Genomic DNA, 24,602 nt, shown 5'->3' on the forward strand with positions numbered 1-24,602 from the left:
AAAGGGAAGCGTTGCCGATAGCGCCGGATGTGATCGTGTTTGCCTGCGCCGCGGCCGGGCTCGGGGCCGGCTGCCTGGTCCCCAACCGCTGGCTGCCGCCGCTGCCCAACGACAAGCTGCTGCATTTCGCCGCCTTTGCCCTGCTCACCGTGCTGGCCCTGCGGATCGCCCAGGGACGCGTCGAGACCGCCTGGTGGCTGGCCGGCCTGCTGCTGGGGGGCTGGCTGGTCGAATGCCTGCAAGGCCTGGTGCCCGACCGGCGCTTTTGCTGGCGCGACCTGGCCGCCAACGCAGCCGGCATCGCCTGTGTCGCTCTCCCCGCCTTCGCCACCGGGCATTTTTGACGAAACCTGAGCCATCGATGAGTTCCTCCGCCAAACTTCCCCAGCAACGAGACCAGCCCGAGCCGCTTGCACCGCAAGAGGTGCAGGAACGCCAGGTCCAGATCCACCTGCGCAAGATCCCGCTGCTGGCCGACCTCACGGATGAGGAAATCCTCCAGGTCCGCGGCGAATTGCGCTTCCGCCATTACCCGAAACGCTCGGTGGTGCTGCACAAGGGCGGCAGCGGCGACGGCCTGCTGTTCCTGCTGTCGGGCCACCTGCAGGTGGTCGACGTCACCGAAGACGGCCGCTCGGTCGGCCTGCGCATGCTGTCGGCCGGCGACTTCTTTGGCGAGATCGCGCTGATCAACGATTCGACCCGTTCGGCCTCGGTGGTGGCGACCACCGAAGTGCTGGTGGCCTTCCTGCCGGCCACGGTCGCGCTGCACCTGTTCTCGCACTCGCCTTCGGTGGCGCGCAAGATGCTGGGCCACCTGGCCCAGAAGATCCAGCGCGATTCCGAATTCCGCGCCCTGCTCAGCATTAACAACACGACGCGCCGCATCTTCACCTATATCGCGCTGATGCAGCAGACCCCGGGGCCGGACGGCACCCGCGTGGTCGAGAATTTGCCGACCCACCAGGACATCGCGAACATGATCAATACCAGCCGCGAGACGGTGACGCGCGCGTTGCTCACGCTGGTGCAGCAGGGGGTGGTGCAGAAGGATGCGCACCGCCTGATCATTCTCGATCCGGATGCGTTGCAGAGGCTGGTGCAAGGCGGCTAGCGCCCGCCCGCGGACACCGGCGCAGCTCACCGAACCAGTACAGCAACGCCATCGCCGGCAAGGCCATTCCGGCAACAAATGCCGCCTGCCAGCCCAGGCGCGCATACACCCAGGTCCCCGCGGCCGACCCAACTGCCCCACCGGCAAAGAACAGCGCAAAGTACAGCCCATTGAGGCGGCTGCGGATCTCCGCGCCCAGGGTAAAGATGGCGCGCTGGCCCAGCACCAGGTTGGCCGCCACGCTCATGTCCAGCACAATCGACGCGATCACCAGCAGCGCCAGCGCCACATCGCGCTGCGCCGGCGCGAACAAGGGCAAGGCGAAGCCGGCAACTCCCAGCAATAACGAGGCGCCGGTGGCCGCCAGGGTGTGGCCGCGGTCGGCCAGGCGCCCCGCCACCGGTGAAGCCACCGCGCCGGCCATGCCCACCAGGGCGAAAATCGCAATCCCGGTCTGCGACATCCCGAACAGGGGGCTGGCAAGCATCAGGGGTACGACGGTCCAGAACAGGCTGAAGGCGCCGAACAACCCGGCGTGGTAGGCAGCGCGCCGGCGCAACAGCGGCGTACTGGCGAACAGGGTCCACAGGGAGCCGATGAGCTGGCGGTAAGGCAGGCTGGACGCTGGACGACGTTGCGGCAGCTTGCTGCGCAAGATGAAGGCCAGGGCGGCGATCGCTACGGAGGCGGCGCCGAAGACGACCTGCCAGCTCGCGTGGTCGGCAACCAGGCTGGCTGCCGGGCGCGCCAGCATGATACCGAGCAGCAGGCCGCTGACGACCTTGCCGACTGTTTGTCCGCGCGTTTCCTCGCGTGAGAGGTGGGCGGCAAAGGGCACCAGCACCTGGGCCGCGACCGAACCCAGCCCGATGCCGACCGAGGCGGCCAGGAACATCCAGGCAGTCGATCCCAGCGCGGCGGCAGCCAGCGCCAACGCCGTGCACAGCAGGGCGACGAAGACGAGCTTGCGGTTTTCCAGCAGGTCTCCCAAGGGCACGATGAACAGCAGGCCCAGGGCGTAGCCCATCTGCGTCAGCGTCACGACCAGGCCCGCCGCCCCGGTCGACAAGCCGGTCGCCGCACTGATCGGGCCGAGCAGGGTTTGGGCGTAGTACAGGTTGGCGACGATCAGGCCGGCGGACACCGCCAGCAGGCGCACCATGCCGGGTGAAATATCGCTGTGTGTCGTGGAAACTGGATGCATGGCGTTCTCCTTGAATGATGGCCTTCATTCTAGGAAATCCCGGCCAGGAGATCAGGAGCCCGGCAGGCGCTATACAATTCATAAAATATGAACAATCGGAAGGCGCCATGGACCGCATGAAAGCCATGCTGACATTCGTCCGCATCGTCGAAGCGAAAAGCTTTTCTCGCGCGGCCGAAACCCTCGACCTGCCACGCGCCTCCTTGACGGCCACGATCCAGAACCTGGAAGCCTACCTGGGCCGCAAGCTGCTGCAGAGGACGACACGCAGCGTGTCGCTTACCTCTGACGGTGCGCAATACTACGCGCGCTGCGTCGCCATCCTCGCGGCCGTCGACGAAGCCGAAGCGGCGCTGCGCGGCGACCAGGAAGCGCCCACGGGCCGGCTGCGGGTTGCACTGCCGGCCACCCTGGGGCGCAACCTGGTGATTCCCCAGCTGGCGCGGTTCCATGCGCTGTACCCCGGGATCGAACTGGTGATCGGCATGAGCGACCGCCTGGTCGACCTGGCGGGCGAAGGCATCGACTGCGCCCTGCGCGTGGGCAGCCTGCCGGACTCCAGCATGGTGGCGCGCAGGATCGGCAACATGCGCTTCGTGACCTGTGCGGCGCCGGCTTACCTGGAGCGGCATGGCAGGCCGGAGACGCTGGAGGACCTGGCGCAGCACCGGGTCATCCTGCATTTCTCGGGGCGCACCGGGCGCCCCTTCGACTGGGAGTTCCTGATCGATGGCAAGCTGGTGCGGGTCGATGTCGGCGGGCCGGTATCGGTCAACGATGCCGACGCCAACCTGGACCTGGGTGTGCAGGGACTGGGCATCATGCAGGCCGCGACCTACCAGGTGGCAGGGTACGTACAGGAAGGGCGGCTGGTCGAGCTGCTGCCCGACTACCCGCTGCCCTCGATGCCGGTTTCGCTGGTGTACGCGCAAGGGCACAGCGCCTCTCCGAAGGTCAGGGCATTCGCGCAGTGGCTGGCGTCGCTGTTGGAAGGGCACCCGGAGCTGCGGCCCTAGCGGTGAGGAAGCAGCAGGAGAAAAACGAACGGCGGGCAGTCCCGCCGACAAGCCACCCCGGCAGTGCCGGGATGGCTCGGCCTTTGGCTATCAGGCCTTCTTGCGGCGGCTGGCGCCGATTGCCGCGACGCCCAGCAGGGTCAGGGCGATCGTGGCTGGCTCCGGAACGTCCGCCTGGCGGGTGAAGACGTAGTTGTTCGAGGTAGCGGCATTGCCGACGTGGTCGCGGATGTAGGCGGACCAGTCGCCCTGTCCTTCGCCAGCATAGTTGTAGCCGTTGCCGCCGATGTCTTCGTTGATGTCCTCGGCCAGGCCGACGTTGCCGCCGCCATTGTTCAGGTGGTTGACCTGGCCATAGCCGTCGTACCACGCCAGGTGGTTGACGAAATTGTCGACGGTGCTCAGGGCATAGGCGCTGCCTGGAGCAACCGCGCCGAACACCAGCGTTGCCGCTTCGATGCCGTTATAGGTCACGCCATTGGTTTGCCAGTTCGGGCCGGCAGCGACATTGAACATGCCGATGTATTTCCACGACTGGTTCTTCGCGTCGAGGTAGGTGTTGCCGACGACTGGTGCAGCGGTAGCGCCGGCGCTGACGGTGAGGGCCAGGACTGCGGTAGCAAGAAAACGTTTCATTTTATCCCTTTTAGTTGTTTATACCAGTGCTGTAAGCACACACCATGCCAGCGACATAAGTTGCTGATTTTAAACAATGTTCAAATTCAACTTATTTTTCCTGTAAAGAATATCGACAGGGATACTTACCTACTGCCGCAGTAGCGGCGCCCGGCAACGCGTGATACATTTGTGGCATGCCCGGCACCCGCTGGATTCCTCGCCTTCCACCCTCGGAGACCACCATGAGCACCCTGACCGGCAACAGCCTCGACACGAAGCGCAGCCTCGGCAAAAGCATTTCCCATGTCGCCATGGCGACGGCTGCCGTGCTGGCGATTCCGCTGGTGGCGATGCAGTTCACGCAGGAAGTGAACTGGACGGCGTCGGATTTTCTCGTCATGGGCGTGCTGTTGATGGTGACGGGCCTGGCTTTCGTGTTCGCCTCGCGCAAGGTCAAGACCACGAAGCAGCGCATCGTCGTCGGTGGCCTGATCGCGCTGGCCTTCGTGTATGTGTGGGCAGAGCTGGCGGTGGGCATCTTTACCAACTTGGGAAGCTGAGACGCTTGTCGCGTTTCGATGACGCGACGGTGCGTTGACCGCGTGGGCAAGGAGCTTGCCCACCCTACCTATAGACAAGCGCTGCCGGCGCGTAAGCTTGCTACCGCACTACACCTCCGTGACAATTCCTTGTTGACTTAAGACAAGGTGTTACATCTGTAACAACGGAGCGGCTGTTGGATGAAGTATAATTTCGGGCTCATCCGGCTCAGCCATTCCACATGACCACAACCCTGACGCACCCGACCGGGGCGCTGCCAGCACGGGCCGCCTCATGATCTCGCCCCTGATGCTGCGAGGCCTGTGGGCCTACCGCGGTTTCGTGCTGGGCAGCGTCAAACGCGAATTCCAGTCGAAATACGTGAACGCAATGCTCGGCGCCGTCTGGTCGGTGCTGAGTCCGCTCGCAATGATCCTCGTCTACACCGTGATCTTTTCCGAGGTCATGCGCGCCAAGCTGCCCGGCAACGATTCCGGCGCGGCCTACTCGATCTACCTGTGCGCCGGCATCCTGACTTGGGGCCTGTTCGCCGAGATCGTCGCCCGTGGCCAGAACATGTTTCTCGAGCAGGCCAACCTGATCAAGAAGATCAGCTTCCCGCGCATCTGCCTGCCCTTGATCGTGGTGCTCAACGCCCTGGTCAATTTCGGCATTATCTTCGGGCTGTTCGTCGTCTTCCTGCTTGCCACCGGCAACTTCCCGGGCCTGGTGTTCTTCGCCATCGTCCCGGTGCTGCTGCTGCAGGTGCTGCTGGCCATCGGCTTAGGGATGGTCAGCGGCATCCTGAACGTGTTCTTCCGCGACGTCGGCCAGTTCGTGACGATCGCCATGCAATTCTGGTTCTGGCTCACGCCCATCGTCTACCCGGCCAGCATCCTGCCGCAAGAGGTGCGGCCGGTGCTGGTCTACAACCCGATGGCCGCCGTCGTGCAGGCGCACCAGCAGATCCTGGTCGAAGGCCGGCTGCCCGACTGGAATTCGCTGATTCCGGCCGCCCTGATGGCGCTGCTGCTGTGCATCCTCGGCATGCGTTTGTTCCGCAAGCGCTCGGGCGAGATGGTGGACGAACTCTGATGGGCACGATCGTCGTCTCCAACCTGGGCAAGGCCTACAAGCAGTACCCGACGCGCTGGTCGCGCCTGGGCGAATGGCTGCTGCCGCTGCGCGGCCCGCGCCACAAGCTCAAATGGGTGCTGACCGACGTCAGCTTCCAGGTCGCGCCGGGCGAAGCCGTGGGCCTGATCGGCATCAACGGCGCGGGCAAGAGCACGCTGCTCAAACTCATCACCGGCACCACCCAGCCGACCACCGGCGCGGTCCACATGCAGGGCCGCGTGGCGGCGCTGCTGGAATTGGGCATGGGCTTCCACCCCGACTTCACCGGCCGCCAGAACGTGTACATGGCCGGCCAGCTGCTGGGCATGACGGTGCCCGAGATCGCGCAGCTCATGCCGCAGATCGAAGACTTCGCCGGCATCGGCGAGTACATGGACCAGCCGGTGCGCGTGTATTCGAGCGGCATGCAGATGCGGGTGGCCTTCTCGGTGGCCACCGCGCGCCGCCCGGACATCCTGATCGTGGACGAAGCGCTGTCGGTGGGCGACGCCTATTTCCAGCACAAGAGTTTCGACCGCATCCGCCAGTTCCGCAAGGAAGGCACCACCCTGCTGCTGGTCTCGCACGACAAGCAGGCGATCCAGTCGGTGTGCGACCGCGCCATCCTGCTCGACGGCGGGCGCCTGGCCAAGGAAGGCAAGCCGGAAGAAATCATGGACTACTACAACGCCATGATCGCCGAGCGCGAAAACGAGACCGTGCGCCTGAACGGCACCGTCGGCGGCAAGGTGCAGACCATTTCCGGCACCGGCGAAGCCACCGTTTCGGACATCGCCCTGATCGACGAGAGCGGCGCGCGGGTCGAAGTGGTCGACGTCGGCGCGGCCGTGACGCTGGAAGTGCGGGTGCAGGCAAAAGCCGCGATCCCGCGCATGGTGCTCGGCTACATGATCAAGGACCGCCTCGGCCAACCGATGTACGGCACCAATACCCACCTCAAGGGCCTGCCGCTGGACGGCATCAACGCGGGCGAGGAAGTGGTCTACCGCTTCGCCTTCCCGATGAACCTCGGCCCCGGCACCTATTCGGTCGCCACCGCGATCGTCAGTACCGAGACTCACCTGGTGAACAACTACGAGTGGCGCGACCTGGCCCTGGTATTCACCGTGATGAACATGCGCCGCCCGCACTTCGAGGGTTCGGCCTGGCTCGACCCGGCCATCGACATCCAACGCACATGACATTCATTTCCTACGCCCAGAACCTCGAGGACGTGCTGCTGTGGCGCGTGCTCGGGCACGTGAACAACGGCTTCTACATCGACGTCGGCGCCAACGACCCCGAAGAGCATTCGGTAACCAAGGCCTTCTACGACGCCGGCTGGCGCGGCATCAGCATCGAGCCGCTGCCCAGCTTCCACCAGGCCTTCCTCGACCAGCGCCCGCGCGACGTCAACCTGGCGGTGGCCGCCGGCAGCGCGGACGGTGAATTGACCCTGTACGACGTGCCGGCCGTGCGCGGCTGGGCCTCGCCCGAAGCGTCGGTAGCCGAACTGCACCGCGCCGAGGGCCATGAAGTCGCCGAGCTGACCGTGCCGGTGCGCACCCTGGCCTCGGTCTGCGCAGAGCACGTCGAGGGCGAGATCCACTTCCTGAAGGTCGACGTCGAAGGCTTCGAGGGCGACGTGCTGCGCGGGATGGACTTCGCGCGCTGGCGCCCGTGGGTGCTGGTGATCGAAGCGACCCTGCCGAACAGCCGCGCCACCAACCACGCCAGCTGGGAACACCTGGTGCTTGCCCAGCGCTACCGCTTTGCCTGGTTCGATGGCCTGAACCGCTATTACGTGGCCGAGGAACACGCGGACCTGATGGCGCATTTCGGCATCCAGCCGAACGTCTTCGACGACTATATCTCGCACCACCTCGACAAGGCCTGGACCTCGGCCAAGGAACTGACGCGCGCCCTGCGCGACTCCGAGCGCCACGCCGCCGAGACCGGCCAGCGGGTCGCCGAACTGCACGAGCAGCTCGACGCGGCCTGGTCGCGCGCCGAACGCCTGGCGCAGGAAAAGATGCATGCCGACGCCAGCATCATCGCGCTGCAGCAGTCGGTCGCCGCGGAACAGGCCAACGCCGAAAAACTGCTGGCCTGGGCCAAGAGCCTGGAAGCGACCGTCATCGCCACCCACAACAGCACCTCCTGGAAGATCACCCGGCCGGTGCGCGCCGTCGGCTACCTGGTCCATGCGCTGCGCCGGCCGGAACTGGTGCGCCGCATCCTTACCCGCCTGACCCGCAACGAAGCGCTGCGCCGCCTCATCATCCCGGTGCTGCTGCGCTTTCCGCCGCTGGGCCGGCGCGTGCAGGCCTCGCTGTCCGCCCTCAAGCAGCTGCCGCCCGAGCCGCTGCCCGAAGGCGTCGCCCCGGTGCCGGACGAGCTGCGCGGCGTGCCGGCCTCGGTGCGCCTGGTGCTGTCCGACCTGGAACGCGCGCGCAGCCGCCACACCGGCAGCTCCAAGACCAAGGCTTAAGAATCATGCGTATCGTTATCGATCTTCTGGAACACCCGGGCCGCGTCGACGCGGCCGCGCTGGCGCTGGTACAGGAACTGCTGCGCCAGGCCGGGCCGCGCGAGGTGCTGGTCGCCGCGCCGCTGCACGACCCGCTGACCCTGGAAACCCTGCGCAGCTGCGGCCTGCTGCCGCGCGAGCGCGTGCGGGCCTTCGACCTGCCGGCCGGCGGCCGGATCCGCGCGCTGCTGCGCCAGCATGCCCTGTGCAGCCTGGCGCCCCGCGTGGTCCTGGCGCCGCTGCGCGCAGGGCGCGGCCAGCGCGCCGGCGCGGCAGGTGCGCCCTATCCGCTGGTGGAAACCGAATGCCGCGGCGTGAACGTCCCTGCCCTGCTCACGGCGCTGGACGCCACCGCGGCCGAACCGCTGCCGCCGGCAGCGGGCGCGCGGACGCGCCTGGCCTATGTCTCGCCGCTGCCGCCGGAAAAATCGGGCATCGCCGACTATAGCGCCGAACTGGTGCCGGAACTGGCCCGCTACTACGACATCGAACTGGTGGTGGACCAGGACCCGGAACTGGTGCGCGATCCGCGCCTGGCCGGCTTGCCGCTGCGCAGCGCCGACTGGCTGCGCGAGCACGCCCATGCACTCGACCGCGTGGTGTACCACTTCGGCAATTCGCACGCCCACAAGCACATGTTCGAGCTGGTGCGCGAGGTGCCCGGCATCGTGGTGCTGCACGACTTCTACCTGTCCGGCGTGCTGGACAACCTCGAGCGCGAGGAATACCTCGACAAGGGCTTCCTGCAGGCGCTGTACGCGTCGCATGGCTATACCGGCCTGCTCTGGCACCGCAAGCAGGGCCGCAACCCGGCCATCTGGACCTACCCGCTCAACAAGGGCGTGCTCGACAACGCGACCGGCGTCATCGTCCATTCCGACTTTTCACGCGAGCTCGCGCAGCAGTGGTACGGCAAGGGCGCGGACGAGGGCTGGCGCACCATTGCGCTGCTGCGCGGCCGCCCGGAGCACGGCGCGTCGCAGGATGCGCGCAACGCGGCGCGCGCCGCGCTCGGGCTGGATGCCGACGCCTTCGTGGTCGCCAGCTTCGGCATGCTGGGCCGCCCCAAGCTCAATGCCGAGCTGCTGGAAGCCTTCCTCGCCTCGCCGCTGGCGCTCGATCCCGACTGCCACCTGGTGTTCGTGGGCGAAAACGATCCCGGCACGTATGGCGACGAGCTGCGCGAACAGATCCTGGCCAGCCCCGCGGCCGGGCGCATCCGCATCACCGGCTTCGTCGACGCCGCGGTCTACGCCGGCTACCTGGCCGCCGCCGACATGGCGGTGCAACTGCGTTCGTCCACCCGCGGCGAGACCTCGGCGGCGGTGCTCGACTGCCTGCTGTACGGCCTGCCGACCATCGTCAACGCCCACGGCTCGACGGCCGCGCTGCCCGATGCGCTGCTGGTCAAGCTGCCGGACGAATTCGCGGTAGGCCAGCTGGTCGCGGCGCTGGCCAGCCTGCGCGGCGACGCTGCGCTGCGCGAGCGTTTGTCGGCGCGCGCGATCGGGCACATGGCCGAACACCACGCGCCGGCCCACGTCGGCGCCCTTTACCGCGACGCCATCGAAGGCTTTGCCCGCCATGGCGAGCATGCCGCCTACCAGGCCCTGGTGCGCGCGGTCGCCCCGCTGTGCCCGGCCCAGGAATTGCAGCAGCTGGCCGCGGCGATCGCCTTCAACCGCTCGCCCAGCCAGCCGCGCCAGCTGCTGGTGGACGTCTCGGCCGTGGTGCAGTCCGACCTGAAGACCGGCATCCAGCGCGTGGTGCGCAGCATCCTCCTGGCGATGATCGCCGACCCGCCTCCGGGCTTCCGGATCGAACCGGTGTATTCGACAGGCGGCAACCGCAATTACCACTACGCGCGCCGCTTCGGCCTGAACATGGCCGGCGAAACCGAGCTGGCGCTGGAAGACGCGCCGGTCGACCTGCGCCCCGGCGACATCTTCCTGGGCCTGGACCTGTTCACCACCGGCACCTCGCAGAACGAAGCGCTCTTGCAGTCGATGCGCGAGCGCGGCGTCGGCGTCTACTTCGTCGTGTACGACATCCTGCCCATGCTGCGCCCGGATGTCTTCCCTTTCGGGACCGAGCAGTACTTCGGCGAGTTCCTGCGCACCGTGCACAAGGTGTCCGACGGCGTGCTGTGCATCTCGCGCGCGGTGGCCGACGAACTGGCCGCCTGGATCGAACGCGAAGGTCTCAAGCGCCGCACCCCGCTACAGCTGGGCCACTTCCACCTGGGCGCCGACATCAATGCCAGCGCGCCGAGCTTCGGTTTGCCGCCGGATGCCGACCAGGTATTGGCGGCCCTGGGCGAGCGCCCGAGCTTCCTGATGGTGGGCACCGTGGAGCCGCGCAAGGGCCACACCCAGGCCTTGAGCGCCTTCGAGCTGCTATGGGAACGCGGCGAGGACGTCAACCTGGTCGTGGTCGGCAAGCAGGGCTGGATGATGGAAAAGCTGTGCGAACGCATGGCCGCGCATCCGGAAAAATCGAAGCGCCTGTTCTGGCTGCCGGGGATCTCGGACGAGATGCTGCTCAAGCTCTATGCCGGCTCGGCCGCCCTGCTGGCGCCGTCCGAAGGCGAAGGCTTCGGCCTGCCGCTGATCGAGGCGGCGCAAAAGGGCATCCCGATCCTGGCCCGCAGCCTGCCGGTGTTCCGCGAAGTGGCGGGCGAACACGCCTATTATTTCGACGGCCTGGCCCCGCAGGACCTGGCCTTCGCGGTGCAGTCCTGGCTGGCCCTGCAGCGCGAAGGCAAGGCCCCGCAATCGACCGGCATGCCCTGGCTGACCTGGGACGGCGCCGCCCAGCAGGTGCTGGACGCGCTGGTGCGCGGCCAGTGGTACCGCACCCTGCCCGGGACCGACGAGCGCCATGCTTGAACGCGACGTCGCAGCCAGCCGGCAGCGCCCCCTGGTCGTCGACCTGGACGGCACGCTGATCCATTCCGACCTGCTGTGGGAATCGATCGTGCTGTTCCTGAAGACGAACCTGCTGCGCGCCTGGCTGCTGCCGTTCTGGCTTTTGGCGGGCAAGGCCGCGTTCAAGGAACGCCTGGCCAATGCCGTCGAACTCGACCCCGCCGCCCTGCCCTACGACCGCACGGTGCTGGCCATGGTTGCCGCCGAACGCGCGCGCGGGCGCACGGTGGTGCTGGCCACCGGCGCCCAGCGCCGCTTCGCCGAGCAGGTGGCCAGCCACCTCGGGCTGTTCGACCTGGTGCTGGCCACCGATGGGGGCGTCAACCTGACCTCGCACAACAAGGCGCGCCGACTGGCCGAACTCTATGGCGCGCAAGGCTACGACTACATCGGCAATTCGCGCGCCGACCTGCCGGTGTGGCTTGGCTGCGCCCACCCATGGTCGGTCACCTGCAAGCCCTTCCGTCTGAAGGATGGCCGCTCGACCAGTCATTCCGGCAGCGTGCGCGCCGGACTCCTGCCCGCCCTGCTGCGCGCCCTGCGCCCGCACCAGTGGCTGAAGAACCTGCTGGTGTTCGTGCCGATGCTGGCCGGCCACGCGCTCGACCTGCCGACCTTCACCGCGTCGCTGGTGGCCTTCGTTGCGTTCTCGCTGTGCGCGTCTAGCGCCTACCTGCTCAACGATGCGCTCGACGCCCAGGACGACCGCCTGCACCCGACCAAGCACCGCCGCCCGATCGCGTCCGGCGCCCTGCCGCTGCCGCTGGCGCTCGTTGCCAGCCCGCTGCTGGCGCTGGGCGCCATTGCGCTGTGCGCCACGTACAACGTGCTGCTGCTGGCGGCCGTCGCCGTGTATTTCGCCGCCACCGTCGCCTACTCGGCGTGGCTCAAGCGCCTCCTGATGATCGACATCGTCACGCTGGCGGTGCTGTACAGCCTGCGCCTGCTGGGCGGCGCCGCCGCGACCGGCATCCCGCCTTCGTTCTGGCTGCTGGCGTTCTCGTTCTTCATCTTCCTCAGCCTGGCGCTGCTCAAGCGCCACAGTGAATTGATCAACCTGCACAAAGAGGGCAAGGACAAGACCCGCGGGCGCGGCTACACCACCGCCGACAGGACGCCGGTGGGCATCATGGGCATCAACAGCGCCTTCGTGGCGGTGCTGATCTTCATGCTCTACTTTAATTCGGATAATGTGCTGGACCTCTACCGCACGCCGGCGTGGCTGGCCGGGATCCTGCCGCTGCTGGTGTTCTGGATCGGCCGCCTGTGGGTGCAGTCCTTCCGCGGCCAGGTCAACGAAGACCCGGTGCTGTACGTCTGCAAGGACAAGACCAGCCTGGTGGTCGTGGCCTGCTGCATGGCCCTGGCCACCCTCGCCTCTTACTGACCATGACCATGAAAACACGCCGCCGGGCCGCTTCTCCATCGCGCTGGATCTTCCCCGTGCTGCTGGCGCTCGCCCTGCTGGCCCTGTTCCTGGCGCGCCCGGTGTCGATCAGCGGCGACGCCCTCGAGTACACGGTCGACGCGGTGGCCGTCGCCAGCCACGGCACGCCGGATATCCGGGCCAGCGACATCGACCGTACCATGGCGCTGCTGCCGGGCCGCTTCGACGGCCTGTTCCGCATGCTGAAGGACGAGATCCGGCGCGGCGTGCAGGACGTGTATCCGGCCTTTGCACGCGGGCGCGACGGCGGCGTGTATCCGGTCCACTTCTTCGGCTATCCCCTGCTGGCCGCCCCCTTCCTGCTGCTGTTCGAGGCCCTTGGCCAGCCGCCCTTCAAGGCCTTCCAGGCCGTGAACCTGGTCTTCGTCTTCGTGCTGGGCCTGGCCCTGCGCCGCTTCTTCGCTTCCAGCACGCGCGCGGCCGTCGGCCTGCTGCTGTTCATGCTGTGCTGCGGGGTGCTGTACTGGGACTGGACCAGCCCCGAATGCATGAGCGCCGCGGCCCTGCTGTCGGCGCTGCTGCTGTTCACCAGCGGCATGCCGGTGGCCGGCGCCCTGCTCGCCGGCCTGGCGGCCCAGCAGAACCCGACCATCGTGTTCTTCTTCGTCTTCGCGCCCCTGATCCGCATGAGCCTGGGCTGGGAGCGCAAGACCGTCGTTCCGGCGAAGGCCGGCACCCAGGCCTGGCAACGCACGCTCCTGCCCCTCGGGCTGGGCCTCGCAGTCGCGTCCCTGCCCATCCTGTTCAACCTCTACCAGTACGGCGTACCGAACCTGATCGCCGCCCGCTTCTCCGACCCCGGCCTGATCGGCAGCACCCGCCTGCTCTCCTTCTTCGCCGACCTGAACCAGGGCATGATCATCGCCATCCCCGGCGTACTGGCGGCCCTGCTGCTGGTGCGCGGGCGCGGCCTGCGGCTGCTGGCCCTGTGCCTGCTGTTCACGCTGGCGCTGGCCGTACCGGCCCTGGCCGTGATCAACTGGAATTCCGGCGCCGCCGGCCCGATGCGCTACGTGGCCTGGTCCGCGATGCCGCTGCTGTTCGCGCTGCTGGCCATGCTGCGCGAGCTGCCGGCCTGGCGCCTGCCGGCGCTGGGCGCCGTGCTGGCGCTGCAGGCGGCGGCGATGGTGCACGCCACGCGCTACGAATACATCGAGTTCAGCCCGCTCGCCGCCCTGGTGCTGGAGCACGCGCCACATTGGTACCACCCGGAGCCGGAGATTTTTGCCGAGCGCATGGGCCGCCACGACAACTGGGTCGAGCCGGAAAAAATCTATACTTACCAGGTCGGCGGCATGCGCATCAAGACGCTGGTGCACGCCTCCAATGCCGGAGCCGATGCCGCCCTGTGCGGGCCGGGCGCCAGGCTGGCGGCGGGCAATGCGGTCACGGACAGCGCCCGCGGCTGGCGCTATCTCGACGGCCCGCTGGCCTGCACCGCGGCCCCACGCTCGCCGACCAACACCTTGCCTGACGTACCGACTGGAAGCACGCCATGAACGCACCCACCACCACCAGCCTGACTGTCCCGGCCGGCACCACCCTGGGCCTGGCCAACGCGATTGCAGTCGTGATCCCGAGCTACAAGGTCACCCGCCACATCCTTGGGGTGATCGAGGGCATCGGCCCGGAAGTCTCGCGCATCTACGTGGTCGACGACAAATGCCCGGACGGCAGCGGCGCCTTCGTGCGCGAGCATTGCCGCGATCCGCGCGTGGTCGTGCTCGAGCATGCCGAGAACCAGGGCGTGGGCGGCGCCGTCATGACCGGCTACCGCCAGGCCATCCTGGACGGCGCCAAGGTCATGGTGAAAATCGACGGCGACGGCCAGATGGACGGCAGCCTGCTGCCGAACTTCGTTGCGCCGATCCTGGCCGGCGAAGCCGACTATACCAAGGGCAACCGCTTCTTCAACCTCGAGCGCATCGGGGCCATGCCGCCGATGCGCCTGTTCGGCAATGCGGTGCTGTCGCTCATGGCCAAGCTGTCCTCGGGCTACTGGGACCTGTTCGACCCGACCAACGGCTATACCGCGATCCATGCCGACGCGGCGCGCTTCCTGCCTTTCGAGAAGATCAGCAAGCGCTATTTCTTCGAGTCGGACATGCTGTTCCGCCTGAATATCCTGGGCGCGGTGGTGGTCGACGTGCCGATGGACGCCGTCTACGGCGACGAGGTGAGCAACCTGAAGATTTCGAAGATCGTCACCGAATTCTTCTCCAAGCACGTGCGTAATTTCGGCAAGCGCCTGTTCTACAACTACTACCTGCGCAACATGTCGGTGGCCTCGATCGAGCTGCCGCTGGGGATCTTCCTGACCTGCTTCGGCGCCGGCTACGGCATCTCGCACTGGATCGCCTCGGCGCGCTCGGGCATCTCGACGCCGGCCGGCACCGTCATGCTGGCGGCGCTGCCGGTGATCATGGGTGTGCAGCTGATCCTGGCCTTCGTGGCGCACGACGTCGCCTCGGTGCCGCGCCGGCCGCTGCACAAGAAAACCCTGTACCGCAGCAGCAAATGACGGTGTCGCAACTCGCTGCCCTCGTATTGTCGCGCCAGTTCGCCGTGTTCGTGACCGGCGGCCTGATCTGCGCGCTGGCCGACGTCGGCCTGATGCAGCTGCTGCTGGCCAACGGCGTAGCCAGCACCGCCGCGGCCAGCGCGGGCTTCGGCGCCGGGCTGCTGGTCAACTACGCCTTCCACAGCCGTGTTACCTTCGATACCGCCGCCAGCCCGGCGAACTTCACGCGCTACCTGTGCGTCGTCGGGGTGAACTACCTCTTGACCATCGGCTGCGTGGCGCTGGCCGAGGCCAACTTCGACAACCCGCTGCTGGGTAAGCTGCTGTCGCTGCCGCTGGTGGCGGTCAATGGCTACCTGCTCAGCAAATACTGGATCTTCAAGTGATGCAGCCGATGCGATTTGCGCCCGTCCGGAACGACCCTGCCACCCTCGCCCAGTACGGCGCGCTGTTCGCCGCCTGCTTCCCCGGCGCCAACAAGTTCACGCCCGCCTACCTCGACTGGCTGTACGTGGCCAATCCGGACGGCGCTGCGGTCGGCTTCGATGCCTGGGACGGCGAACGCCTGGCCGCGCACTATGTGTGCGTGCCGGCACGCGCCTGGGTCGAGGGCAATGAGGTGCTGGTGCTGCTGTCGCTGAACACGGCCACCCATCCCGACTACCAGGGCAAGGGGCTGTTCACGAAACTGGCGGCCATGACCTACGAGGCCGGCGCGCAGGCCGGCTTCGACGGCGTGTACGGCGTGGCCAATGCCAACAGCACGCCCGGCTTCGTGCGCAAGCTCGGCTTCCAGCTGGTGCGCCCGCTGGAAGCGCGCATCGGCCTGGGACGGCTGCAGCATGCGCCCAAGCCGGATGCCGCCACGCTCTCGTTCGAGCGCAGCTGGACCCCGGCGGCGCTGGCCTGGCGCTGCGCCAACCCGCACAACCCCGTGCACGCGGTGGCGAGCGCCGGCAAGCGCCTGCAATTGCATGCCGCGGCGATGGGCGCCCACCTGCCGGCCTATGCCGAGCTGGATGCGCAGGCGAGCCTGGCGCCGCCAAGCGGCGCGGCCCCGTCGCTGCTGCGCCTGTTCATCGGCCTGGCGCCCGACGCGACCAGCCGCTACTGGAACTACGCCGGCATCCCGATGCGGCTGCGGCCTTCGCCGCTGAACCTGATCTGGCGCCCGTTCACGGCGCGCGTGCCGCTGCTGGACGCGTCCCGCATCCAGTTCACTTTCCTCGACTTCGATGCCTACTGAGACTGGTCCTGCCGCGCTGTTCCTGTTCGCCCACCAGGACGACGAGTTCGGCGTGTTCCAGCGCATCCTCGCCTGCCGCGCGCGCGGGCTGCGCGTGGCCTGCGCCTACCTCACCGATGGCCGCACGGCCAGCGCCAGCGCCGAGCAGCGAAATTGCGAATCGCTGGCGGTGCTGGCCAGGCTGGGCGTGGCGCCGCAGGACGTGTCGTTTGCCGGCCTGGAGCTGGGCATCGGCGACGCCCAGCTGCCGCTGCACCTGCACGCCGCCGCCGGGTGGATCGCGCGCTGGCTGGACCGCCATCAGGTCGAGGCCCTGCACGTGACGGCCTGGGAAGGCGGGCATCACGACCACGATGCCCTGCACGCGCTGGCCGTGACCCTGGCCGCCGAGCGCGGCCTGCTCGGGCGCACCTGGCAGTTCTCGCTCTACCAGGCCAAAGGCTTGCCCGGCCCGCTGTTCCGCGTGCTGGCGCCGATCCCTGAAAACGGCCCGGCACAGGCCCTGGCCATCCCCTGGCGCGCCCGCCTGCGGCACCTGCAGGCCTGTCTGTCCTATCCTTCGCAGCGCGGCACCTGGATCGGACTGTTCCCCTTCGTCGCCCTGCACTACCTGCTGCGCGGCGTCGAGCAGCTGCAGCCGGTGGCGCCGGCGCGCCTGGCCGAGCGCCCGCATGCCGGCCCCCTCTACTACGAAAAGCGCCGGTTCTTCACCTGGGACCAAATGGCCCGGGCGATCGCCGCATGGCGCGCCGCATCCCCTTCCTACGACCATCCTTGAACATGAATACGATCCATCCCGCCGATACCGGACGCCAGCGCCTGGTCCTGTGCGCGGCGCTCGCCGCCGTGCTGGCCTGGCTGCTGTACCGTAACCTGGGCCTGTACCCGGCGATCTTTGCCGACGAGTGGTACTACAGCAAGATGGCGCGCCTGATGCCGCTGGGCGAAGCCATCGTGCCTTCCTACCTCTACCTGTGGCTGTTCCGCGGCTCGCTGGCCTGCGGCGACGGTTTCCTCGATTGCGTGCGCATCGCCAACGGCCTGCTGTTCGTGGGCGCCGGCGCCTTGTTCTATGCCGTCGCGCGCGTCTACCTGCGCCCGCTGCTGGCGGTCGCCGTCGTGGTACTGGCCCTGCTGGCGCCGACAAATATCTACACGGCCTATTTCATGCCGGAGGCGAGCTATTACTTCGGCTTCGCGGCCCTGAGCTGGGTGGCGCTCACGCCGCGGGCCTGGCCGCTGCCGCGCCGCGCACTCGCGGTCGGCATCGTGCTTGGTTTGATGAGCCTGGTGAAAGTGCATGCCCTGTTCCTGATCCCGGCGGCCAGCCTGTTCCTGGCCGCCAGCGCCTGGCTGGACCGGCACGAGCGGCCCCTGCGCACGGCGCTGCTGGCCGCCGCCATCGTCCCGCCGGTCGCCCTTGGCATCAAGTTCGGCCTGGGCTACCTGATCGCCGGCGAACCGGCGCTGAGCCTGTTCGGCAGCTTCTATGCGAACGCCGCCGCCGGCACCCGCCCGCGCTCGTTGCTGGAGCTGCTGGCGCCCGCCTTCATCAACGGGCGCGGCCACCTGATGGCGCTGACCGTCCTGATGAGTTTGCCACTGGCGCTCTTGCTGCACGCCGTCGTCAGCCGCAGCGCACGCCAGCAGGCCGGCAGTGCACTGAACCGCCTGCAGCTGTTCGCCTTCCTGATGCTGGGCTCGGCCGCGGGCATGACGATCGCCTATACCGCCTCGATCGCCCCGCTCGGTCCGCTCGAAGTGGTGCGCCTGCACCTGCGCTACTACACCTTCGTCTTCCCGCTGCTCTTGATCCTGGTGGCCAGCGCAATCGAACGGCCCGCCGCGACCCGTCCGCCGCTGGGCTGGCTGGTCGCCCTTGGCCTGGGGACGGTGCTGCTGTTCGCCCTGGTGCGGCTGCCGAATTTCTCGCTCAATCCTGTCGATGGCCCGGAAGTTTCCGGCATCAATTTGCGCCTGTGGACCGGCTGGCTGGTGGTGGGGCTCGATGTGCTGGCCCTCGGCCTGTGGGCCTGGGGCAGCCGCTTCGGGGCGCCGCTGTTCCTGTTCGGCGCGGTGCCGGTGATGCTGGCGCTGGGCACCGTGGAAACCAATGCCTACCTGGCCCAGCTGGTGCCGGGCTGGGGCCCCGACCATGGCGGCAAGTTCGCCCATGCCCACGTGCCGAAGCACGAGCACAACCAGATCACGGTGGCTTCGACCGGCGCCCAGGAAATCATGCGCGCGCAATTTCACATCGATGCGCCGGACACCGCCATGCTCGACCTGCCGCCGAATGCGCCGATCGCCGAATACCAGCTCCCGGTGCGCAGGAAGTGGCTGCTGGTGGTCGGCAACCACCCGCTGCCGCCCGGCTTGACCCCGGTGAAAAAGACGAATGAGTATGCGCTGGTGCAGCTGCCGCTGGACGAAAGCCGCACCGTCGGCACGGCCGAGCTGTCCAAGCCGTATGGCAGCGGGCTGCTGCGCGCCGCCGAAGGCCTGTCGTATGCCGAACAATGGGGCCGCTGGTCGGACAGCAAGCAGGTCGTGTTCCACTTCAACGAACCCTTGCCGAAGAATGTGCAGGTGATCCTGAACGCGCGGGCCTTCGACGTGAATGCCACCCTGCCCTTCACCATGCGCATTGGCGACCAGAGCACCCAATTCCAGCTCTCGCCTTCGCTGCAGGAACTGGGCCTGCGCTTCCTTACCGACGGCAAGCAGCGCAGCCTGAGCATCGAGGTGCCGCGCCCGATTTCGCCTGCCGACCTGGGCAACCCGGCCGATCCGCGCAAGCTGGGCATCGGGATTGCCGACATCACCATCGCCGATACCAGCCGGCGCGTCAGCACCCAGGCCCGGGCCGCTCCTTGACCTGGCGCAAGCCACCAGGGCGCTGTGTGAAGTCGCGAACGGAGCAGCCCGGCCCGCCCGGGTAGAGTGATTCCATGCCGGGCCGCCTCATGCGGCCCAGGCAGGCCGCGCCGCGGTGGCGCAACCAGGAACATGCGATGGCAACGGGATCAGACAAGGAGGACTACGCCGGCAAGCCGCTCGATATCCAGGGCGGCGGCCAGAGCGCGGGGGTGCCCGCGGGCGGCGAGGTCGAAGGCAATGCCGTGTCCACCCTCGGCAATCCCGGCATCAAGCACTGGCAGGCCGGCTATATCGGGCGCCCCGGGCTGAACGACCGCGCCAACGTCTTCTTCGCCGCCGTCGAAATGACGCGCATGCCGATGGTCGTGACCGACCCCAACCAGGCCGACAATCCCATCGTCTTCGCCAATGGCGCTTTCCTCGATCTGACCGGCTACGCCGAGAGCGATGTGCTTGGCCGCAATTGCCGCTTTCTGCAAGGCCCGGACACGGACCGCGCCACGGTGGCGGAAGTGCGCAAGGCCTTGTCCGAGCAGCGCGCGGTCGCCGTCGACCTGCTCAACTACAAGGCCGATGGCGAGCCTTTCTGGAACGCCCTGTTCATCGGGCCGATCTTCGACCAGAAAGGCAAGCTGCTGTACTTCTTCGCCTCGCAGATGGATGTCACCGAGCGCCGCGGCATGCAGGAAGCGAACCTGCAGGCGCAGAAGATGGAAGCGATCGGCCAGCTCTCGGCCGGCATGGCCCACGATTTCAACAACCTGCTGCAGGTCATCAACGGCAACCTCGAGCTGGCGCTGCTCACCAGCGGCGCCAGCCCCAAGTCGATCGAGCCGATCCGGCGCGCCCAGCGCGCAACCATGCAGGCAGGCAAGCTAACCCAGCAATTGCTGAGCTTTGCACGCAAGCAGCGGCTCGAGCAGAAAGACATCAGCCTCAACAGCCTGGTGGTCGAGTTTTCCGACATGCTGGTGCGCACCCTGGGCGACAAGGTCGAGCTGCGGCTCGACCTGAAACCCGGTCTGCCGCCCTGCACGCTCGACACCACCTACCTGGAAATGGCCCTGCTCAACGTGGTGATCAACGCGCGCGACGCCATGCCCGAGGGCGGCGTGGTCACGGTCGCCACCACGCTCACCAGCAACCAGCGCCGCAGCGCCAACAAGCTGCCGCCGGGCGACTACGTGTCGATCTGCGTGCACGACGAAGGCGTGGGCATGCCCCCCGACGTGGTGCGGCGCGCCACCGAGCCCTTCTTCACCACCAAGGGACTGGGCACGGGCCTGGGCCTGGCGATGGTGCATGGCTTCGTGCAGCAGTCGCATGGGCGCCTGGAGATCGACAGCGAACCGGGGCGCGGCACCCGGGTGCGCATGATCTTCCCGGTGGCCCAGGCGAAACCGGACGAGCCGGCCGGCAGCGTGGCGGACGAGGGCCGCAAATGCCGCATCCTGGTGGTGGAAGACAACGACGACGTGCGCGAGCTGGCCGAAGCCATGCTGGCGGCGGCCGATTATGACGTGCTGTCCGCGCCCAGCGGCGAGCAGGCGCTGGCGGTGCTCGAGAGCGAGCCGGTGGACCTGCTGTTCACCGACGTGATCATGCCGGGCGGGATGAACGGGCTGCAGCTGATCGAGCAGGTGCATGCCAGGCGGCCGGAGATGCCGGTGCTGGTGACGACGGGGTATATGGATGAATTGCCCTCGCGGGGGCAGGCGCTGGATGTGCTGGCCAAGCCCTACCACCACCAGACGCTGCTGGAGCGGGTGCAGGCGGCGCTGCATGCGAAGCGTGCGGCGTGATGAGTCGAGAACCGTAGGGTGGGCAAATTCTTTGCCCACGCGGTGATCGTTACCGGCCCGGAAATCGGGGACGGGCCGGCGGACGGCGCTTGACCGCGTGGGCAGAAAATCTGCCCACCCTACGGGTTTCGACAGATCTGCCGACGCAGGCGCTGCTTACGGCCGCGGGCCGCCGCCCAGCAGATACGCCAGCTTCTGCTTGCCCGACTTGACGCTGGCGGACACCGGCGTCACGGTTTCCTTGCGCGCCGCGCTCGACGGCTCGTAAGGCTTCAGGAACCACGGATCGACCTTCTCGCGGCGCGGGGTGCTGCCATAGCTCGGGCGCGGCGGGCGTTCGCTGCGCTCGGCGCTGCGCGGGGCGGCGCCGGATTCGTCCGGGGTGCGGCGGCTGCGGCGCTCGCCTTCGCGGGCGAAATCGCGCGTCCCTTCGCGGCCGCCTTCGCGCCCGGTCTCGCGGGCACGGTTGGAGGGCGCCACGAAGCCGGCCAGGGTGCCGCGCGTGATGGTCTGCTTGATCAGCTTTTCGATGTCCGTCAGCAGCCGCTCGTCCTTGTCCGAGAACACCGACAGCGCGTCACCCGAGGCGCCGGCACGGCCGGTGCGGCCGATGCGGTGCACGTAGTCTTCGGCGTTGTAGGGCAAGTCGTAGTTGATCACGCACGGCAGGTCGGTGATGTCCAGGCCGCGCGCGGCGACGTCGGTCGCCACCAACACTTCGATCTCGCCGCCCTTGAAGGCGTCGAGCGCGGCCATGCGTTCCTGCTGGGTCTTGTCGCCGTGGATGGCCGAGGCCTTGATGCCCTTCTTCTCGAGATGGGTCGACAGGCGCGAGGCGCCGATCTTGGTGTTCGAGAAGATGATCACCTGTTTCAGGTTGCGCTCGCGGATCAGGTGCTCGACCACGTCGCGCTTGAGTTCCTCGTCGACCTTGTAGACGATCTGCGTGACCTTGTCGGCGGTGGCGTTGCTGCGCGCCACTTCGATCAGGACCGGCTTGTCCAGGAAGCTGTTGGCCAGCTTCTTGATCTCTTGCGAGAAGGTGGCCGAGAACATCAGGTTCTGGCGCTTCTTCGGCAGCAGGTTGATGATGCGCTGCAGGTCGGGCAGGAAGCCCATGTCGAGCATGCGGTCGGCTTCGTCCATCACCAGCATCTGCACCTGCGACAGGCTCACGTTCTTCTGCTCGATGTGGTCGAGCAGGCGGCCCGGGGTGGCGATCACGATCTCGACGCCGCCCTTGAGGATGACGGTCTGGCCCTTCATGTCCATGCCGCCGAACACGACGGTGGAGCGCAGCGGGGTGTGCTTGGCGTAGGCCTTGACGTTCTCGGCCACCTGCACCGCCAGTTCGCGGGTCGGGGTCAGGATCAGCGCGCGCACCGGGTGGCGCGCCGGCGACATGCTGCTGCTGGCATGCGCCATCAGGAGCTGGATGATCGGCAGCGAGAAGCCAGCGGTCTTGCCGGTACCGGTCTGGGCGGCGCCCATGACGTCGCGGCCCTGCAGCACCAGCGGGATCGCCTTGGCCTGGATCGGGGTCGGGTGCACATAGCCCTGGTCGTTCAGCGCGCGCAGGATTTCCGGCGCCAGGCCGAGGTCGGCGAAGCGCACGGTCGGCTGCTCGTCGGCGGCGACCTGCACCACCGGCGCATCGAGATCCGCGGCAACCCCGGCGTCAGGCGATGCGTCCGGCAAGCCGGCCGGCGCCGTGTCGACGACGGCTGCTGCCGGTGCGCCGGCTTCGGCCACCGGGGCGGTCGCGGCCAGCACCAGGTCGGATGCGGTCATGGAAGCGGTATCGAGCGGTTCGGCGCTGGCTGGAGTGTTCTGGGTATCAGACATATTCTTGTTGGACAGTATTTCGTTAGCTCTACGGCTGCGCCTGCGGCACAACATGGCCTGCGCGGGAAGCTTCCAGATGGGACGGCAGGGCGAGGGCCGGTGCCGCGGAGGGCGCCGTGACACGGGCGCGCGGACGTAGACGCACTTTAGCGGCCTACACGATACCTGAAATCGCCCCCCCTGTATATAAGGTCCTGTTTCGGGGGAAGTTTTTTGCGGACATGGTGGGGCGCGGACCGGGCGTCAAGGCTGCCAGCCGCGCTGCTGGGCCGCGCGTTCGGCCACCGGATCGAGCGTGGCGCCGACGATGCGCGCGTCGATCGCGGCCTGCACCGCCGGCGGCAGCACGCTGCCGTCGACCCATGCCGCGCCCGCCCCGGCCTGGGCCACCACGGGGATGGTCCAGCGCCCGCCGGCGCGGCAGGCCAGGCCGGCCGTGGTGTCGACCACGAAGCTGCGGCAATAGCTGCCATCTTTCGACACGAAGGTGACGCCGATGCGCACCCCGTTCTCGGACGGTCCGGGGCTGGCCAGCTGGTCGGCCAGGGCCTCGGTGAGCTTGCCGCGCGCCACCAGGGCGCCGTCGCTGGCCATGAGCGTGACGAGGTCCGGGCTGGGCCGCAGCGCCTGCCAGCCGAGCGCACCGGCCGCGGCGCCGAATACCAGCGCCGCGCCGACGGCCGCCCAGTGGCGCGTGCTCCAGGCAGGCGGCGCCGGGGGAACCGGCGGCGCAATGGCGCGCCCGGGCCGGAGGGTGTCGAGGTGGACGATCTTGGCGCCGCGCGCCGGCGGCGAACGCTGGGACGGCTTGTTGTTGCCGTTGCCGTCATGGCCGTTGGCCGAGACGCTGAAGATGTGCGAGCGCCCCAGGCTGGAGTGCTCCTTGCGGTGCTGGGCCAGGCGCGCCGCCAGCACCGGGTCGGCGCGCACTGCCCGCTCGACCGCCGCGCGCGCCGGCTCGGCCAACTCACCGTTGATGTAGGCAATCAGGAGGTCGTCCGAAAATTTCATGCCAGCACGCCAGTAGGTAAGCTAGGAGGTGATCAGCCCATGTTCATCGAGGACATCGTGCAGCACTTCGAGCCGGATCACGGGATTGTCGAGCATGAGCATCTGGTGCTTCTGCTGGTTGGGCAGCGGCAGCAGTTCGCACCAGCGGTTCGCCACCCAACCGCAATCGTCGAGGCGGAACGGCGGCTGCACCGGCCAGCGGTGCTGGGGGACATCGTGCAGCGACGACAGCACCCGGTCGAGCGCGTCGGACGCGCCCTGCAGTTCGGACGGCACCCGCACCGTATGGTCGTCTTCGGCCAGTTCGACCTCGGCCATCCACAGCCCGTTCAGGCGCTGTTCGGCGGTGACCACCGTGAAGCGCGAGCCGCCGCGGCACAGCACCTGCAGCAGGCCGGGCGAGGTAGTGGTGGTTTCGGTAACGGAAGCAATGGTGCCCGATGCAACAAAGCGTTCGGGGTCGCCCTCGGGCTGGCGCACTTCGTGCCCCTGCGTGAGCAATACCACGCCGAACGGCGTGTCCTCGGTGAGGCAGCGGCTGATCATGTCGAGGTAGCGCACCTCGAACACCTGCAGCGGCAATACCCCGTCCGGGAACAGTACCGTACTGAGCGGGAACAGCGGCATGGAAATCGTCGACATGATCCCATCATGACAGAATCACAGCGGGGACCGGAGCACGATTGAGGGCCCGATCCGGCCGTCTGCAGGTGTTCAGGAATCCGGCCCCCGCAGGGGCATCGTGCGGATCGCATTGCCCAGATTGGATAGCCGCGAACGTAGAC

General features: G+C 67.7%; 21 protein-coding genes. 16 read left to right on the forward strand and 5 right to left on the reverse strand.

From position 1 onward, the window contains the following. The first annotated feature begins 35 nt into the window (after positions 1 to 35). Together AC3XQU_RS01310 and AC3XQU_RS01315 are read left to right on the forward strand one after the other, a co-directional pair. A complete protein-coding gene (locus tag AC3XQU_RS01310) occupies positions 36 to 344 on the forward strand; it encodes a VanZ family protein (protein WP_489872320.1) in 309 nt (102 codons plus the stop codon). Between the two features lie 17 nt (positions 345 to 361). Continuing rightward, a complete protein-coding gene (locus AC3XQU_RS01315; protein WP_489872321.1) occupies positions 362 to 1,114 on the forward strand; it encodes a Crp/Fnr family transcriptional regulator in 753 nt (250 codons plus the stop codon). Here AC3XQU_RS01315 and AC3XQU_RS01320 read toward each other — a convergent pair. Next, positions 1,068 to 2,318: an MFS transporter gene (locus AC3XQU_RS01320; protein WP_489872322.1), complete on the reverse strand. Its 1,251-nt coding sequence runs from the start codon at positions 2,316 to 2,318 to the stop codon at positions 1,068 to 1,070. The two genes, AC3XQU_RS01315 and AC3XQU_RS01320, sit on opposite strands and share 47 nt — an antisense overlap. 107 nt (positions 2,319 to 2,425) lie before the next feature. Here AC3XQU_RS01320 and AC3XQU_RS01325 point away from each other — a divergent pair, with 107 nt between their 5' ends. Next, positions 2,426 to 3,334 carry a LysR family transcriptional regulator gene (locus AC3XQU_RS01325; RefSeq protein ID WP_489872323.1) on the forward strand — a complete coding sequence of 303 codons (909 nt, stop codon included), beginning with the start codon at positions 2,426 to 2,428 and terminating at the stop codon, positions 3,332 to 3,334. A 90-nt stretch (positions 3,335 to 3,424) separates the two neighbouring features. Here the strand turns inward: AC3XQU_RS01325 and AC3XQU_RS01330 are convergent, their stop codons facing one another. After that, positions 3,425 to 3,970: a PEP-CTERM sorting domain-containing protein gene (locus tag AC3XQU_RS01330; protein WP_489872324.1), complete on the reverse strand. Its 546-nt coding sequence runs from the start codon at positions 3,968 to 3,970 to the stop codon at positions 3,425 to 3,427. 224 nt (positions 3,971 to 4,194) lie between these two features. Between AC3XQU_RS01330 and AC3XQU_RS01335 the strand changes: the two genes are divergently transcribed. From AC3XQU_RS01335 to AC3XQU_RS01395, 13 genes are all read left to right on the forward strand, one after another. Next, positions 4,195 to 4,512 (forward strand): hypothetical protein, encoded by a 318-nt coding sequence (locus AC3XQU_RS01335; protein WP_489872325.1) that lies wholly within the window; start codon positions 4,195 to 4,197, stop codon positions 4,510 to 4,512. Between the two features lie 274 nt (positions 4,513 to 4,786). Then, the gene (locus tag AC3XQU_RS01340; protein ID WP_489872326.1) at positions 4,787 to 5,587 is read left to right on the forward strand and encodes an ABC transporter permease; all 801 of its coding nucleotides are present in this window, start codon (positions 4,787 to 4,789) and stop codon (positions 5,585 to 5,587) included. Continuing rightward, entirely contained in the window at positions 5,587 to 6,810 is a 1,224-nt protein-coding gene (locus tag AC3XQU_RS01345) for an ABC transporter ATP-binding protein (protein WP_489872327.1), read from the forward strand. Before AC3XQU_RS01340 ends, AC3XQU_RS01345 begins: the two co-directional genes overlap by 1 nt. Beyond that, positions 6,807 to 8,099, forward strand: coding sequence for an FkbM family methyltransferase (locus tag AC3XQU_RS01350; RefSeq protein ID WP_489872328.1), 1,293 nt, complete (start codon positions 6,807 to 6,809; stop codon positions 8,097 to 8,099). Before AC3XQU_RS01345 ends, AC3XQU_RS01350 begins: the two co-directional genes overlap by 4 nt. A gap of 5 nt (positions 8,100 to 8,104) precedes the next feature. After that, entirely contained in the window at positions 8,105 to 11,026 is a 2,922-nt protein-coding gene (locus AC3XQU_RS01355; protein ID WP_489872329.1) for a glycosyltransferase, read from the forward strand. Further along, positions 11,019 to 12,452, forward strand: a complete 1,434-nt coding sequence (locus AC3XQU_RS01360) for a UbiA family prenyltransferase (RefSeq protein WP_489872330.1) — start codon at positions 11,019 to 11,021, stop codon at positions 12,450 to 12,452. Before AC3XQU_RS01355 ends, AC3XQU_RS01360 begins: the two co-directional genes overlap by 8 nt. A gap of 8 nt (positions 12,453 to 12,460) precedes the next feature. Beyond that, complete coding sequence (locus AC3XQU_RS01365) at positions 12,461 to 14,011, forward strand: hypothetical protein (RefSeq protein ID WP_489872331.1); 1,551 nt, start codon at positions 12,461 to 12,463, stop codon at positions 14,009 to 14,011. Next, positions 14,008 to 15,033, forward strand: coding sequence for a glycosyltransferase family 2 protein (locus tag AC3XQU_RS01370; RefSeq protein WP_489872332.1), 1,026 nt, complete (start codon positions 14,008 to 14,010; stop codon positions 15,031 to 15,033). The genes AC3XQU_RS01365 and AC3XQU_RS01370 overlap by 4 nt, the downstream gene beginning before the upstream one ends. A gap of 2 nt (positions 15,034 to 15,035) precedes the next feature. Next, positions 15,036 to 15,419 carry a GtrA family protein gene (locus tag AC3XQU_RS01375; RefSeq protein ID WP_489872333.1) on the forward strand — a complete coding sequence of 128 codons (384 nt, stop codon included), beginning with the start codon at positions 15,036 to 15,038 and terminating at the stop codon, positions 15,417 to 15,419. Next, positions 15,419 to 16,279, forward strand: a complete 861-nt coding sequence (locus tag AC3XQU_RS01380) for a GNAT family N-acetyltransferase (RefSeq protein ID WP_489872334.1) — start codon at positions 15,419 to 15,421, stop codon at positions 16,277 to 16,279. The genes AC3XQU_RS01375 and AC3XQU_RS01380 overlap by 1 nt, the downstream gene beginning before the upstream one ends. Further along, positions 16,269 to 17,057 (forward strand): PIG-L deacetylase family protein, encoded by a 789-nt coding sequence (locus AC3XQU_RS01385; protein ID WP_489872335.1) that lies wholly within the window; start codon positions 16,269 to 16,271, stop codon positions 17,055 to 17,057. Before AC3XQU_RS01380 ends, AC3XQU_RS01385 begins: the two co-directional genes overlap by 11 nt. A gap of 2 nt (positions 17,058 to 17,059) precedes the next feature. Further along, complete coding sequence (locus AC3XQU_RS01390) at positions 17,060 to 19,156, forward strand: DUF7024 domain-containing protein (protein ID WP_489872336.1); 2,097 nt, start codon at positions 17,060 to 17,062, stop codon at positions 19,154 to 19,156. 137 nt (positions 19,157 to 19,293) lie between these two features. Next, positions 19,294 to 20,961, forward strand: coding sequence for a response regulator (locus AC3XQU_RS01395; RefSeq protein ID WP_489872337.1), 1,668 nt, complete (start codon positions 19,294 to 19,296; stop codon positions 20,959 to 20,961). A 156-nt stretch (positions 20,962 to 21,117) separates the two neighbouring features. Here AC3XQU_RS01395 and AC3XQU_RS01400 read toward each other — a convergent pair whose 3' ends face one another. From AC3XQU_RS01400 to AC3XQU_RS01410, 3 genes are all read right to left on the reverse strand, one after another. Then, a complete protein-coding gene (locus AC3XQU_RS01400; protein ID WP_489872338.1) occupies positions 21,118 to 22,806 on the reverse strand; it encodes a DEAD/DEAH box helicase in 1,689 nt (562 codons plus the stop codon). A gap of 243 nt (positions 22,807 to 23,049) precedes the next feature. Continuing rightward, positions 23,050 to 23,817 (reverse strand): anti-sigma factor family protein, encoded by a 768-nt coding sequence (locus AC3XQU_RS01405; protein WP_489872339.1) that lies wholly within the window; start codon positions 23,815 to 23,817, stop codon positions 23,050 to 23,052. A 21-nt stretch (positions 23,818 to 23,838) separates the two neighbouring features. Further along, on the reverse strand, positions 23,839 to 24,459 hold the full coding sequence (locus AC3XQU_RS01410) for an LON peptidase substrate-binding domain-containing protein (RefSeq protein WP_489872340.1): 621 nt from the start codon (positions 24,457 to 24,459) through the stop codon (positions 23,839 to 23,841). Between the last annotated feature and the right edge of the window lie 143 nt (positions 24,460 to 24,602).

The organism is Telluria sp. AZSoR62 (assembly GCF_058111565.1).